Source organism: Bradyrhizobium sp., from assembly GCF_035309285.1.
Classification (GTDB): domain Bacteria; phylum Pseudomonadota; class Alphaproteobacteria; order Rhizobiales; family Xanthobacteraceae; genus Bradyrhizobium.
Map to the genome: position 1 here is coordinate 73,251 of NZ_DATGFH010000042.1, position 14,210 is coordinate 87,460.

Genomic DNA, 14,210 nt, shown 5'->3' on the forward strand with positions numbered 1-14,210 from the left:
GGCTAGGTTCGCTCGCACCGCCGTGACGAAAATGTGGGAACCGAATGACCGAAGCCGTGAGAACAGATGCCGCTCCCTCGCGGCTTTCGGTCGTCTGGTCGGCCTTAAACGATCCGGCCGCGCAAATACGCCGCGCCGACTGGCTCGCGGGCCTCATCGCAGTGCTGTTGCCGTGGACGACGACCGGCGTCGGCATTGCGGTGGTCCTTTGGCTGATCGCGTTTGCGCCGACCGTCGAGCCGCGCGCGCTGCTCCAATCGTTCAGGCGGCCGGTCAGCGCGCTGCCCATCGCGTTGTTCGCGCTGGTCCTGCTGGGAACGCTATGGTCGGACGCGCCGTGGCACGACCAGACGCATCAGTTGGGCCAGGTCAGCAAATTCCTGGTGCTGCCGCTCCTGGTCTATCACTTCGAGCGGTCGACGCGGGGCTTGAACGTGTTCATCGCGTTTCTGATTTCCTGCCTGTTGCTGGCGCTGGTGTCCTGCGTCGTTGCGCTGGAGCCAAATCTTTCGGCAAAACTCTACTTCTCGCGCGGGCCCTACCTTCCGACCAGCGGTATCTTCGTCAAGAACTACATCGACCAGGGCCAGGAGTTTTCGCTGTGCGCGGCGGCGTTGGCCTATCCGGTCGTGACCGCGCTGCGGGACGGACGCAATGGAAAGGCGCTGTTGCTCGCAGCCGCAGCGCTCGCGCTGGTCGCCAACATGATCTTCGTGGTGACCTCGAGAACGGCGCTGGTGACGATGCCGATCATGCTCGTCATCTTCCTGCTGTTGCATCTGCGCTGGCGCGTTGCGGTCGCAGCCCTTTGCGGCATGGTGCTGCTTGCGACCGGCGCGTGGTATGGTTCGCCGCATCTGCGCACCACGGTCGGAAAATTCTTCATCGACTATCGCGAGACCATGGTCCAGAACAACGAGAGCGGCATGGGCTCGCGGCTGATTTATTGGGGCAAGTCGCTCAAGTTCTTCGCCGATGCTCCGGTCATCGGCCACGGCACGGGATCAACGCGCGGCCTGTTCGAGAAGGCCGCGGCCGGGCAGATCGGGGCCGAGGCCATGGTCGTCAGCAATCCGCATAACCAGACGCTCAACGTCGCGGTGCAGTGGGGCACGGTCGGCGTGATCCTGCTCTATGCGCTGTGGATCGCCCACCTTCTGCTGTTCCGCCGCGAGGGGCTCGTGAGCTGGATCGGCCTGCTGGTGGTGATCCAGAACATGCTGACCTCGGTGCTCAATTCGCACCTGTTCGATTTCAACGAGGGTTGGATCTATGTGCTGGGTGTCGGCATCGCCGGCGGCATGACGCTGGCGCGGCGCGTCAGCCCTCCGGCGCGGCAAGCATCCGGCTCCGCGTCCGCGTAGAGATGGCGACCGTCAGCACGACGGCGGCAGCGAACAGCACGATCTGCGGCGTGATCGGCTCGCCGATGAAGATCGCCGCGAACGCGAAAGTGACGAAGGGCTGCAGCAATTGCAGCTGCGAGACCCGCGCGATGCCGCCCATGGCAAGGCCGGCATTCCAGGCGAAGAAGCCGATCCATTGCGGGAACAGCGCGGCATAGAGCAGCGCGAGCCATGGTTTCAGCGCGATGTGGCCGGGGTCGGCAGGCAGGCTGATCACGGCCGCCGGCAGTGAGACCGGCAGCGCGATCACCAGCGCCCAGCTGATGACCTCCCATCCGGGTATGCCGCCGGTGAGCCTTCCTGAAAAAGTATAGCCGACCGCGGAAGCCGCAACCGCGCCGAACAGGAGCAGATCGCCTGACGTCAGCGAGCCGCCGCCCTGGCGCAGCGCGAAGGCGACGACGAGCACGGCGCCTGCAAGCGAAGCGATCCAGAACAGCGGCTTCGGCCGTTCGTGGGTGACCAGCACGGCGACAAAGGCGGTCGCGATCGGCAGCGCGCCCAACACAACGCCGCCATGCGAGGCATCGATCGTCTTGACCGCGAGCGCCATCAGGAACGGAAACAGGATGACGACGCAGAGAGAGGCGACCGCGAGCTGAAACCATAAGTGCCGCGGCGGAAATTTTCGGCGCAGCACGATCAGAAGTGCGAGCGAGCAGACGCCGGCGATTCCCGTGCGCAGCGCGGTTACGGCCAGCGGATCGATCGCCGTCACCGCGATGCGCGTGGCAGGCAGCGTGCCGCCGAAAATCACCATGCCGATGAAGCCCAGCAACAGGCCAAGGCGTTCACGCGACAGGGACGACCGGGATTCTTCCAGAAGGGCAGGGGAGGACATGGCGCGAGAGAACTATCTATTTTGCCCGTGCGCGTACAGCGCGCGCCACGCTTCGCATGAAGGCCATGCGCCCCCTTGCGCTCATGGCCGCGCGCCGATGGTCGCGGGCGTCTGCTGCAGTTCACTCTCCGCAGCCTTGGTAGGCGCAATCGTCCCGAGCGCGATGCCGGAAAGGATCATCACCATAGCAGTGATTAGCGAAGGTTCGATTGTTTCACCCAGCGCCACCGCGGAGCTGATGACGCCGACCACGGGCGTTGCCAGGATGCCGAGCGAGGTTGTGGTGGCCGGCAGGCTGCGGTTGACCATGGCCATCGCCCAGTAGGCGAGCGCGATGCCGAAAATGCCGCTGTAGAGGAAGCAGGCCGAAAGCTGCGGCGTCCATTCGATCTGCGGTCTGCCGTCCACGATCAGCGCCAGTGCTAACAGAACGATGGTTGCAAGCAGCGTCTGCCAGAACGAAAGCTGGAACGGCGTCGACACCCATTTGTGAGCGCGGACGTAGAGGATGTTCGCCGCCCAGCACAGTGCCGCGAGCAGGATCAACCCGCTGCCGGTCAGCGCATTCCGGTCGCTCCAGTCGATCGCCAGCGGATTGAGCAGGACGATCAGCCCGGCCATGCCAAGGCCGACGCCGGCGAGCCGCCATCGCGTCATCGGCTCGCGCAGGAACAGCCAGGCGCCGGGCACGACCCAGAGCGGCGTCGTGTAGCCGAGCACGATCGATCGGCCGACGGGCACGAGGCGCAAGCCGAATGCCACCAGCGCCGAAAAGGCGACCATGTGAAGCAACGCGATCGTGCAGATGACAGGCAGATCGCCGCGCCGCGGTATGATGAAATCGCCGCGAATGAGCAGCGGAATGAGGAGGACGACGGTGCCGATCGCCGAGCGGATCGCAGTGGCCCAGAGTGGAAACACACTGTGGACGATGATCTTGGTGATGGCCCAGTTCAGGCCCCAGGACAGGACGACGGCAGCAAACAGGAGTAGCGCGGCGCGACGGGAGAGGGGATGGTCCATCGGTATTGTTCTTGTTGTCGGGCTGGACAAGCATAGATTTAACTGGCCTATAGAAAAGGTCCATTTCTATCAAACTGATGAGGCCAGTTGAATGCGCCAGGTGCTGTCCGGCCTGATCGATATCGAGTTGCGCCAGCGCGGCGAGGCGACGCTGACGCGGCAGCTCTACGACGAATTGCGCAAGGCGATCCTGGACGGCGCGCTCAAGCCGGGCCGCCGCCTGCCGTCGAGTCGGAATCTCGCATGTCAACTGAAGGTCTCGCGCAACACGGTGTCGGGCGTGATCGATCAACTGGCGATGGAGGGTTATCTCGACGTCGCGCAAGGCCGGCGCCCGATCGTGGCCGCGGCAAAGCCGGCGCTGCTTGGAGGCGGGCCGGCCTCGTCAGGTGCGAGGCGGAAAGTCCCGATATCGCGTTGGGCGAAAGGCCTCGAGAAGGCGCATTGGCCCGCGATCGATGAAGGGTTGCCGCGGCCGTTTCAGCCGGGCCTTGCGGACGCGCGCGAATTTCCGCACGAGCTGTGGGCGCGCTGCTTGCGGCGCGCCGCCCGGATTGCGCCGTCGCGCGGCGCGCAGACGCTGAACCGTCCGTCGCTGCAGGCGGCGCTGCTCAAATATCTGGTGGAGCATCGGGGCGTGAGGGCAGAGCCGCGTCAGGTGATCGTCATGCCCTCCGCGCAGGCGGCGATCGCGCTCGTTGCGCGCGTCGTGCTCGATGCCGGCGATCTGGTCTGGCTGGAGAGCCCGGGCTACGGCGGTGCGCGCGCCGCCTTCGAAGCCGCCGACGCGCGCGTCAGTGGCGTAGCGCTGGACCAAAGCGGCCTTTCGATCGGCCATCGCAACGATCGGCCGCGTCTGATCTTTGTCACGCCGTCCCACCAATATCCGACCGGACGGCTGATGCCGGTCAGCCGGCGTCAGGAGCTCTTGGCCTTCGCCGCATCTGTCGGCGCGGCCATCATCGAGGACGATTACGACAGCGAGTTTCACTATGACGGGCGGCCCGTCGCCGCGCTGCAGGGCCTGGACGAGACAGGCAGCGTCTTCTATGTCGGCACTTTCGCGAAATCGACATTCGCCGATATCCGTCTCGGCTATGTGGTGGTGCCCGAAAGCCATGTCGGCATCTTCGAGCGCGCGCAGCGGCACAGCGGCCATATCGCGGCAGCGCCGCTGCAGGAAGCGCTGGCCGAGTTCATCGAGGACGGGCATTTCGCCGCGCATATTCGTAAAGTGACGCGTCTCTACGGCGGACGACGCGATTACCTGGTGCGGGCGCTAACTGCAGCGGCTGGAGATCGACTCTCGGTCACCCCGCCGAGCGGCGGCATGCAGCTCCTTGCCTATCTCGGGTCCGGCATCGACGACTGCGACGTCACCGTGCGCCTGAACGCGGCGGGCGTGACGGTGCGCCCGCTGTCGCGGCAGTTCGTCGGAAAGGTTGTCGAGCACGGCCTGTTCCTGGGCTTTGCGGCGTGGAATGCAGGCGAGATCGACGCGGGTGCAGCGGTGATCGGTGATGTCTTGCGCAAGCGGTTTGCGCGGTGAGCAACGGCGAGGCGGGCTAGCCGTGGCCAATGCTGCTCCAGATGAGCGCAGCGCCGGATAGCAGCAGCAATCCCAGCACGACGTCGCGGAAGTTGCGGTCGCTCAGCACATGGTAGAGCCTCGCGCCAAGCCAGCTTCCAAGCAGCGTTCCGGGAAACGCAAGCATGGCGAGCCAGAGCGCCTCGCGTCCGATCATGCCGCCTGCCGTCTGCAGGCAGAGCGCGACAAACAGCACTGTAATATTGAAGGTCTGGAAGATACCGCGTCGTTCGTCCTTGCCCCAGCCCCTGACGCTGGCCCACAGGATCGGCAGCGGACCGGACAGGCCCGCCAGCCCACCGAGAATGCCGCCGGCAACGCCGATCGCCGCGTCCGCGAATCTGCCGCCAAAGGCGATTGCCATCGGCTTGCTGACGTAGAGCGCGAGGGGAAACACCAGCAGGAAGATGCCGACCGTGAGTTTGAAGACCCCGGGGTCGGCCTGCGCAACCAGCGTCGTGCCGATCGGCACGCCCAGGAGGCCGCCGATCACGAACGGCCACACCAGCGAAAGATCAAAGCTGCGCCACATCGAGGGCAGTGTCGAAATCTGGGCAATGACCGAGCAGATCAGCACCAGCGCCACGGCGGTCGAGGGCGGCATCACATGGAGCCAGATGCCGAGCGCCATCAATGCGGTCCCGAAGCCGGCAAGCCCCGAAACAAAACCGCCGGCCAGTGCGCCGACAAACAGCAGCGCATAGGCGGCCGCGTGCATTCTCTTTCCTCTGTCATTCCGGGGCGCGCATCAGCGCGAACTATGGTGCGCAATTGCGCACCTGAGAATCTCGAGATTCCGGGTCTGGTCCTTCGGACCATCCCGGAATGACGACGTCAAGCCGGCGTCATTTACACCGGACGACGGGCAGGTACTATCGCCAATGCCGGGCAATGACAAATTCATGGATGCAGTCATGAGCGCATCGTCGGACAAGACCATTCTCGTGTGCCATGGCGCGTGGTCGGGCGGATGGTCGTGGAAGAAGATGTTTCCCCTGATGCAGGCGGCCGGCTACCGGCTGGTGGTTCCGACCTACACGGGTCTCGGCGAGCGCGAGCATCTTGCTCATCCCGCGATCGATCTGGAAACCCATATCCAGGATATCCTCAGCGTCATCAAGTTCGAGAACCTGAGCGATTTCATCCTGCTCGGACATTCCTATGGCGGCATGGTCGCAACCGGCGTCGCCGATCGCTGCCGCGACCGCATCAGTCAGCTCGTCTATCTCGATGCCTTTGTGCCGCGCGACGGACAGTCGCTGCTCGATCTCAATGAGCCCGCGCGTGCGGGCATGGAAGCGTTGACGAAATCCGGCGACGGCTGGCGCGTGCCGCCCAATCCGACCCCGCCGGACACACCGGCCGCGGATCTCGACTGGCTCATCAGGCGCCGCGTGCCGATGCCGCTCAAATGTTTTCAGATGAAGCTGAAGCTGACCAACGGCGAGACAGCCCTGCCGCGCAGCTATATCTACGCGACCCGCATCACGCCCGCCGACACATTCGGCCAGTTCTCCAAACGCGCGCAAAGTGAAGACGGCTGGCGCCATTTCGAGATCGATGCCAGCCATTCGCCGCACGTCACCGCGCCGGACGCGCTGATGGGCGTGCTGCGCAAGATCGTGGAATAGCGTTGCGATGGGACCGCGGCGCAGAGCAAGCCTTGCGGTTTCAGCTCTTACGTCGATTGCGATCTTGCTTGTCACCGCCGACCTCGGCTCGCTTCGTGCGGAGCAGCCATCTGCGGCGCCGGCGGAGCAAGTGAAAATTCCGCTCGATCCGCTTCCATTCGATGTGAAAGGCTATCTCAGGCGGCCGACTGGTGCGGGTCCGTTTCCCGGCGTCGTTCTCGTTCCGCCGTGCGATCGGTTCGTGAATTTTGACGATCGCAACTGGGGCGCGGTCGTGTCGTCCTGGGGCTATGTCGCGCTGACGCTGGACATCTTCACGGCCCACGGCGTCGTGGGGCGACAAACCTGCATCTATCCGGCCTCGCCCGAACTGGCGGACGATATCTATCGCGGCGTGAATCTGTTGATCGCGCGCAAGCTCGTCGATCCCGCGCGCGTCTTCATCATCGGGTTTGGACGAGGTGGTTCGCTGGTCCTTGCCGCCGCCGACCGAGATGGCGTCATCCGCCACTCCCGGCACAAGGTCCGCGCTGCGATTGCATTTTATCCGCAATGCGAAGACATCAAAGGCGTGATGGCCGTTCCCACCCTGGTGTTGGTTGGCGCACGCGATGAGCAGGAGCGCGACGCCTGCCGAAAGATGGCGGCGGGCGAGGACGACATGGGAATCTCGCGTGAACCGGGCGCAGGTGCCTCGATTGAGTTTGTCGTCCTGCCCGACGCTTATTCAGGCTTCGACATACCGACGTTTCAAAAGCCGTCCGATGTCCGCGGACTTCATATCGAGTACAGCAAGCCGGCGGCCGACAAATCCAAAGAGATCGTACGACAATTTCTGCAGAGCCATTAGAAAATGGCGAGGGGTCCGGCGTGGTGGCGCCGAACCCCTCATTGGCAGAAGCATCAGCCGGCCTGTAAGCCGGGTTCTGTAGGGCACCGCCGCGCTTTGACGCGCGACGATACGTGACGGCCATTCCTCTGGGACAATGCTTGCGCATTGCCTCGAGCAACCTACCCGAACGGCGAGCCTGACATCGCTCCCGCGGATGTTATCGCTTATAGCGAAGGACCCGCGTCACCGTCCCTATTCGGTCTTGCTCCCGGTGGGGTTTGCCATGCCGTCGCCGTTGCCGGAGACGCGGTGCGCTCTTACCGCACCTTTTCACCCTTGCTGTCCCCTCCCTTTCGGGCGGAGAAGCGGTACGTTCTCTGTGGCACTTTCCCTGGGGTTGCCCCCGCCGGATGTTATCCGGCACCGCATGTCGATGGAGCCCGGACTTTCCTCTCCCGCGGCCTTTCGGCCCTTGCCGGAGCGGCCGTCCGGCCGACTGACCCCTATCCCATGGAGGCTTACGCGCGATCCGTCAAGCCGGGAACACGCCGCCAGACAAGCCCAAAATAATTTATCCTGAAGATGTCGTTCCGCGCGTGGGCCGTTCGACTGGGTGTCGGCGATCCAGCCGAACAAGAGGAGTGCAACACCATGCAGTATCTGCTGATGATCTATTCGAACGAGGCCGAGTACGCCAAGATGAACCCTGCGACGAGCCAGAAGGTCTCGGCCGAATTTGAAGCCTTCACCAAGGACATCATCCAGAGCGGCAATTTCAAGGCCGGCGACCGCTTGCGGCCGACATCGACCGCGACCACCGTGCGCGTCAAGGACGGCAAGGTCATCACCACGGACGGGCCGTTCGCGGAAACGCGCGAGCAGCTCGGCGGCTACTATCTGATCGAAGCCAAGGACCTCGACGCCGCACTCGGCATTGCCGCGCGGATTCCCAGCGCACGCCACGGCTACGGATCGATCGAGGTGCGGCCGATCTGGGTATATAATTGACGGCGCACTGTCATTCCGGGGCGATGCAAAGCATCGAACCCGGAATCTCGAGGTTCCGGGTTCGTCCTTCGGACGCCCCGGAACGACGACATGAGACGGTGAAACCCATGACCCCCGGCGAGATCGACAAAATCTTCCGCGACGAACAGGGCCGCGCGCTTGCGACTTTGATCCGTCTCGTCGGCGATTTCGATCTCGCCGAGGACGTATTGCAGGAAGCATTCGCGGTGGCGCTGGAGCGCTGGCCGGCGGAGGCGCAGCCCGCCAACCCGCGCGCATGGCTCGTCAATGTCGGCCGCAACAAGGCGATCGACCGCATCCGCCGCCAGATCGCATTCCGCGGCAAGCTCGGCGAGCTGACGCACGAGATCTTGCAGAATGCCTCCGCGAGCGAAGAGATCGTTGACGCTGCCGTTCTCGACGACGACATGCTGCGGCTGATCTTCACCTGCTGCCATCCGTCCTTTGCGCCCGAGGTGCAGGTCGCGCTGACCCTGCGCACGGTGTGCGGACTTTCGACCGAACAGGTGGCGCGCGCCTTCCTCGTGAGCGAGGAGGCGATGCGGCAGCGGCTGGTGCGCGCCAAGCAGAAGATTCGGCTCGCCGGCATCGCCTATGAAGTGCCCGAGCGCGAAGCGCTGGAGCCGCGGCTGCGCGGCGTATTGGCGGTGATCTATCTCGTCTTCACCGAGGGTTATGTGGCGACCTCGGGCGACGATCTGATGCGCCCTGATCTTGCGCGCGAAGCGATCCGGCTCGCGCGCTTGCTCGATGCCTTGATGCCTTCGCGGCGCGAGATCAAGGGCTTGCTCGCGCTCATGCTCCTGCACGATGCGCGCCGCGCCGGGCGCGAGACCGCGGCCGGCGACATCGTGCTGCTCGAGGAGCAGGACCGCTCGCTGTGGGATAGACAGCAGATCGCCGAAGGCTTGCAGCTTGTCGAGGGGGCGTTGCGTCTTCCGGGCCCGCCGCAATCCTATGCCGTGCAGGCCGCGATCGCAGCACTCCATGCGCGCGCCGCCAACTACAAGGACACAGACTGGCCGCAGATTGCAGGACTCTATGAGGTGCTGCTGCGCATCTCGCCGTCACCGGTGGTCGAGCTCAATCACGCCGCCGCGATATCGATGGTGGACGGACCGGCGCGCGCGCTCGACCTGATCGATGCGCTGCAGGCGCGCGGCACCCTGGATGGCTACGAGCTGTTGCCCGCGGTGCGCGCTGACTTGCTTCGCCGGCTCGGCCGCCATGATGCGGCGCGCGAGGCCTATCTTGCGGCAACGGCAGCCACAAAGCTTGAGCCGCTGCGCCGGCTCTACGCGCGACGGATGAAGGAAATGAGTGCCCGCTGAGCGGCGATTATCTAGCCGAGACCGTGGGATGCGGTGTCGTCACCGCATCCGGCGGCAGGCTCGACAACAGCGCGTGCAGCGTGGTCAGTGTCGAGAGATCGGCGATGCCATCGATGCGGGCCGGGCGGAAGTGACGCTGGAAGGCGGTGACCACTTCCATCGTCGGCCCGTCATATTTGCCGGTGATCGGCACGCCGTAGCCGTATTTGGCGAGCGCATATTGGAGATCGCGGACTTCCTCGCTGATGATGCCGAGCTTCAGCGTATCGCTGCGGGTGATCGGCGAGGGTTGCACCCAGTGGCCGACGCCGGAATTGGCAAGCGAGTGCCACGGGAACTTCTCGCCGGGGTCCTTCTTGCGCGCCGGCGCCACGTCGGAATGCGCGAGCACGCGATGGCCCGGCACCTTGCGGCGAAGCATGATGCCGCGGCACAGCGCAATCACCGCCGCGATCTGGCGGAGCGGGAAATCCGGATAGCCCCAGTCATGACCGCGATTGATGATCTCGACGCCGATCGAGCAGGAGTTGATGTCCTCTTCGCCCGCCCAGGATGCGACGCCGGCGTGCCAGGCGCGCTTCGCCTCCGGCACGCATTGCACGATGCGGCCGTCCTCGAGCACGATGTAGTGCGCCGAGACCTCGGTCCCCACGGTGCAAAGCTGGGCGATCGCGCCCTCGACATCCGGCATGCCGGTGTAGTGCAGCACAATCATGTCAGGCTGCCGGCCCCTGTTGCGGTCGCCGTAATTCGGCGACGGGATCACGTCGGAGGCGATCGAGGAATCCGGGACGAAGGTCTTCATGTGCGAGCTGCCCTTGGGAGTCGGCAGCGCACGGTAGCGCCGCGAATCAAGGGTGTCGGAAGTATGGGAACCGAACGACATGGAACGCTTAAAACCCGGCACAAGAACGACGACTTGCGACTAGAGTCGTCACTATTCCTTTGCGCCGTGGCTTAAGGCAATCCGGGATTGTGCGGCCGGGACAAGTTTTGGCAAGACTGTGTGCAAGCTGCATCACCCGCCGCTGCGCCCCGGAACCGGGATTTCCTTGGGCGGAAGTTAACCATTCCATCAACCGTTTCTTAACGCTGAGCGTCGTTACTAAGTGATGAAGCGCCAAAACCGGTTTGGCGCCCCTTTTTCACGCTCGAAACCCCGATGGCAGCCCAGCACATTCCATGCGGAAACCAGGGTTTGTCCCTGGGGGCGCGCGGGATCGGCGATTGCGTCCGTTTTGCGCCGTTTGCGCCGAAACGGGCCAAAAAACGCCGGGATTCGAGACGCAATGGGCCCGTTCGCTTGCAGTTTCCCGCCGTTGCGTCCATCCCGGGCCGGCACATGAGCGAGACCAGGCATATCCCCGTGCTCGGCCGTGAGGCGGTCGCGCTACTTGCCCCTTGCGAGGGCGGAATCTATGTCGACGCAACCTTTGGGGCCGGCGGCTATACCCGCGCGATCCTTGCCGTTGCGGGGACACGGGTCATCGGCATCGACCGCGACCGCACCGCCATTGCCGGCGGGTTCGACCTGGTCGACCGGTCGGCCGGCAGGCTGACCCTGGTCGAGGACCGGTTTTCCCGTCTGGCCGAAGTCTGCGCGGTGGAAGGCGTGGACGCCGTCGACGGCGTGGTGATGGACGTCGGCGTCTCCTCCATGCAGCTCGACCAGGCGGCACGCGGCTTCTCCTTTCGCCTCGACGGTCCGCTCGACATGCGGATGAGCGGCGAGGGGCCGACCGCGGCCGATGTGATCGCCAAAGCCTCGGAAGCCGAGCTCGCCGACATCTTCTATATCTTTGGTGAAGAGCGCCATTCGCGAGCCGTGGCCCGCGCCATCGTGGCCGCGCGCAGAGAGGCGCCGATCACCACGACGCGTGTGCTCGCCGATCTCGTGGCGCGCGTGGTGCGTGGGAAGCCCGGCGACATCCACCCCGCCACGCGGACGTTCCAGGGCCTGCGCATCTTCGTCAATGAAGAGCTCGATGAGTTGCATCTCGCGCTGGCGGCCGCGGAGCGCGTGCTCAAACCCGGCGGGCGGCTCGCGGTGGTGTCGTTCCATTCGCTGGAAGACCGCATCGTCAAGGATTTTTTCAACGCGCGAGCCAAGAGCGGCGGCGGTTCGCGGCATCTGCCCGAGCTCACGCAAACGGCGCCGAGCTTTCGCCTGTTGACCAAGCGGCCCGTGACAGCGAGCGAACAGGAAGTCACTGCCAATCCGCGCGCGCGTTCAGCCAAGCTGCGCGGCGCCGAGCGCACCGAAGCGGCTCCGCATGCGGCTGATCGCCTGCCGTCCTGGCCGCGCCTGTCCGACGTGATGAGGGGAGGCTGACCATGCGCCTCCTGCATCTGCTCGTGATCGGCGCGCTGGTGTTCGCGGCGGCCTATGTCTACCGCATCAAGATGGATTCGACGGTGCGCACGGAGCGGGTGCTGAAGCTGCATGCGGAAATCCGCGCGGAGCGCGACAAGATCGCGGTGCTGCGCGCCGAATGGGCCAAGCTCGATTCGCCGCGGCGGCTGCAGGGCCTGGTCGAGCGCCACCTGCCGCTGAAGCCGCTCAACGCCAACCAGTATAACGACCTGAAGAACCTGCCCGAGCGTCCGCCGAGCCTGGTGCCGCCGGGTGATCCCGACCCGATCGGCACGGTCATTGGAACGCTCGAAGCCAAGGCGGATGCGCCGACCGTCACCGGTTCGCTGCCGCAGCCGGAGACCAAGCCATGACCGAAGGCGCTCCCGAAAACGCGAGGCCCTCGGAGCCGTGGCGGCAGCGCCTGATCCGCAGCCTGCTCTACGGGCGCAATGTCGACCGCACCGCGAAGGCGCGCGCCCGCGTCGGCTTTGCCATCCTCGCCTTTGCCGCGATCTACGCCGTCATCGGCGGGCGGCTCGTGATGTACGCGATCGGCGCCGACGGCCACGGCGCGCGCCATAGCGCCTCCCAGGATGCGATCGCGACCGCCCGGCCCGACATCATCGATCGCAACGGCGAGATTCTGGCGACCGACGTCAAGGCGCCGAGCCTGTTCGCCGAGCCGCGCCGCATCATCGACAAGGACGAGGCGATCGAGCTCCTGACCGCGACGCTGCCCGATCTCGATGTCGCCGAGGTGCGCGAGCGGCTGTCGTCGAAGAAAGGTTTCGTCTGGCTGAAGCGCGAGATCACGCCGCAGCAGCAGCTGGACATCCACCGCCAGGGCATTCCGGGCATCGGATTCCTGCGCGAGAACAAGCGCGTCTATCCGGACGGCAACGAGGTCGCGCATCTGATCGGACTCGTCAACATCGACAACCAGGGCATCGCCGGGATGGAGAAGTGGCTCGACAATAACGGGCTCGCCGACCTGCATCGTGCGGGCTTTGCCACCGACCGGCTGCAGCGGCCGGTGGAGCTGGCGGTCGACCTGCGCGTCGAGCATGCCTTGCGGGACGAGCTGGAAAAGGCGAAGGAGAAATTCCGCGCCAAGGCGGCCTCGGGCCTCGTCACCAACGTCAATACCGGCGAGGTCATCGCGATGGTGTCGCTGCCGGATTTCGATCCCAACAATCCGAAGGAAGCGCACGATCCCGATCGCATCAACCGCCTCACGACAGGCGTCTACGAGATGGGCTCGACCTTCAAGGCTTTCACCCTTGCGATGGCGCTCGACAGCGGCAAATACGATCTCAACTCGATGTGGGACGCCCGCGCACCCCTGCACTACGGCAAGTTTGCCATCCATGACGACGAGCCGAAGGGCCGCTTCCTCAGCATGAAGGAAGTCTTCACCTATTCCTCCAACATCGGTGCGGCGCGCATTGCTCTGGCGCAAGGTGTGGAGGCGCACAAGGCGTTCCTGCGCAAGATGGGGCAGCTCGACCGCTTGCGCACCGAGTTGCCGGAGAGCGCGATGCCGATCGTGCCGAAGCACTGGGGCGACCTGAACACCATCACCATCGCCTTCGGGCACGGCATTGCGGTTGCACCGCTGCAGGCGGTGATGGGCGTCAGCGCGGTCGTCAATGGCGGCTATCTGATTCCGCCGACCTTCCTCAAACGAAGTCGGGAACAGGCTATGGCGCTGGCCAAGCGCGTGATCAAGCCAGAGACATCCGAAAAGATGCGCTACCTGATGCGGCTCAATGCCATGGTCGGCACCGCGCGAAAGGCCGACGTGCCGGGCTACTATATTGGCGGCAAAACCGGTACCGCTGAAAAAGTCGTCAACGGCCGCTATGCCAAGAAACGTGTGCTCACCGCCTTCACCGGCATTCTGCCTGCGGACAATCCCCAATACCAGGTCCTCATCATGCTGGACGAACCGCAACCAACGAAGGAAACCTATGGTTTCATCACCTCGGGCTGGAATGCCGTGCCGACCGCGGGCAGCGTGATCACCCGGATCGCGCCGCTTCTGGGCATCGAGCCGCGCTTCGACTTGCCGCCGCCTGAGCGCCTTATTCTTGCGGCATCCAGTCCAACGCAGTAAGCCAGATCAGCCGCACCTTCCTGAGTCCCGTTCAAGCGGTTGCGCCGGTTTCCTGCG

Annotated in this window: 13 protein-coding genes and 1 other RNA gene; 9 read left to right on the plus strand and 5 right to left on the minus strand. The window is 64.7% G+C overall.

The genetic code is table 11. The features are described from left to right. Positions 1–44 precede the first annotated feature (44 nt). Positions 45–1,364, plus strand: a complete 1,320-nt coding sequence (locus tag VKR55_RS08725) for an O-antigen ligase family protein (protein WP_324401863.1) — start codon at positions 45–47, stop codon at positions 1,362–1,364. Here the strand turns inward: VKR55_RS08725 and VKR55_RS08730 are convergent. After that, positions 1,321–2,247 (minus strand): DMT family transporter, encoded by a 927-nt coding sequence (locus VKR55_RS08730; RefSeq protein WP_324401865.1) that lies wholly within the window; start codon positions 2,245–2,247, stop codon positions 1,321–1,323. The two genes, VKR55_RS08725 and VKR55_RS08730, sit on opposite strands and share 44 nt — an antisense overlap. A gap of 81 nt (positions 2,248–2,328) precedes the next feature. Beyond that, entirely contained in the window at positions 2,329–3,270 is a 942-nt protein-coding gene (locus VKR55_RS08735) for a DMT family transporter (RefSeq protein WP_324401867.1), read from the minus strand. A gap of 91 nt (positions 3,271–3,361) precedes the next feature. Here VKR55_RS08735 and pdxR point away from each other — a divergent pair, with 91 nt between their 5' ends. Beyond that, a complete protein-coding gene (pdxR, locus tag VKR55_RS08740; RefSeq protein ID WP_324401869.1) occupies positions 3,362–4,819 on the plus strand; it encodes a MocR-like pyridoxine biosynthesis transcription factor PdxR in 1,458 nt (485 codons plus the stop codon). A 16-nt stretch (positions 4,820–4,835) separates the two neighbouring features. On the opposite strand, the gene VKR55_RS08745 is transcribed toward pdxR, so the two are convergent. After that, complete coding sequence (locus VKR55_RS08745) at positions 4,836–5,576, minus strand: sulfite exporter TauE/SafE family protein (protein ID WP_324401871.1); 741 nt, start codon at positions 5,574–5,576, stop codon at positions 4,836–4,838. Positions 5,577–5,772: 196 nt separating this feature from the next. Here VKR55_RS08745 and VKR55_RS08750 point away from each other — a divergent pair, with 196 nt between their 5' ends. Continuing rightward, positions 5,773–6,489 carry an alpha/beta fold hydrolase gene (locus VKR55_RS08750; protein WP_324401873.1) on the plus strand — a complete coding sequence of 239 codons (717 nt, stop codon included), beginning with the start codon at positions 5,773–5,775 and terminating at the stop codon, positions 6,487–6,489. A gap of 64 nt (positions 6,490–6,553) precedes the next feature. Further along, on the plus strand, positions 6,554–7,339 hold the full coding sequence (locus tag VKR55_RS08755; RefSeq protein ID WP_324401876.1) for a dienelactone hydrolase family protein: 786 nt from the start codon (positions 6,554–6,556) through the stop codon (positions 7,337–7,339). Positions 7,340–7,388: 49 nt separating this feature from the next. Here VKR55_RS08755 and rnpB read toward each other — a convergent pair. Then, positions 7,389–7,821: RNase P RNA component class A (gene rnpB / locus VKR55_RS08760), an RNA gene on the minus strand. Between the two features lie 151 nt (positions 7,822–7,972). Here rnpB and VKR55_RS08765 point away from each other — a divergent pair. Continuing rightward, a complete protein-coding gene (locus VKR55_RS08765; protein ID WP_324401878.1) occupies positions 7,973–8,329 on the plus strand; it encodes a YciI family protein in 357 nt (118 codons plus the stop codon). A gap of 107 nt (positions 8,330–8,436) precedes the next feature. Continuing rightward, positions 8,437–9,681 carry an RNA polymerase sigma factor gene (locus VKR55_RS08770; protein WP_324401913.1) on the plus strand — a complete coding sequence of 415 codons (1,245 nt, stop codon included), beginning with the start codon at positions 8,437–8,439 and terminating at the stop codon, positions 9,679–9,681. 7 nt (positions 9,682–9,688) lie between these two features. Here the strand turns inward: VKR55_RS08770 and VKR55_RS08775 are convergent, their stop codons facing one another. After that, on the minus strand, positions 9,689–10,486 hold the full coding sequence (locus VKR55_RS08775; RefSeq protein ID WP_414642325.1) for an N-acetylmuramoyl-L-alanine amidase: 798 nt from the start codon (positions 10,484–10,486) through the stop codon (positions 9,689–9,691). A 537-nt stretch (positions 10,487–11,023) separates the two neighbouring features. On the opposite strand from VKR55_RS08775, the gene rsmH reads away from it, so the two are divergent. From rsmH to VKR55_RS08790, 3 genes are read left to right on the plus strand one after another with little or no spacing between them, the layout of a single operon-like run. Beyond that, complete coding sequence (rsmH, locus tag VKR55_RS08780; RefSeq protein WP_324401882.1) at positions 11,024–12,013, plus strand: 16S rRNA (cytosine(1402)-N(4))-methyltransferase RsmH; 990 nt, start codon at positions 11,024–11,026, stop codon at positions 12,011–12,013. A gap of 2 nt (positions 12,014–12,015) precedes the next feature. Next, positions 12,016–12,408 (plus strand): cell division protein FtsL, encoded by a 393-nt coding sequence (gene ftsL, locus VKR55_RS08785; RefSeq protein WP_324401884.1) that lies wholly within the window; start codon positions 12,016–12,018, stop codon positions 12,406–12,408. After that, positions 12,405–14,153: a peptidoglycan D,D-transpeptidase FtsI family protein gene (locus tag VKR55_RS08790; protein WP_324401886.1), complete on the plus strand. Its 1,749-nt coding sequence runs from the start codon at positions 12,405–12,407 to the stop codon at positions 14,151–14,153. The genes ftsL and VKR55_RS08790 overlap by 4 nt, the downstream gene beginning before the upstream one ends. Positions 14,154–14,210 lie beyond the last annotated feature (57 nt).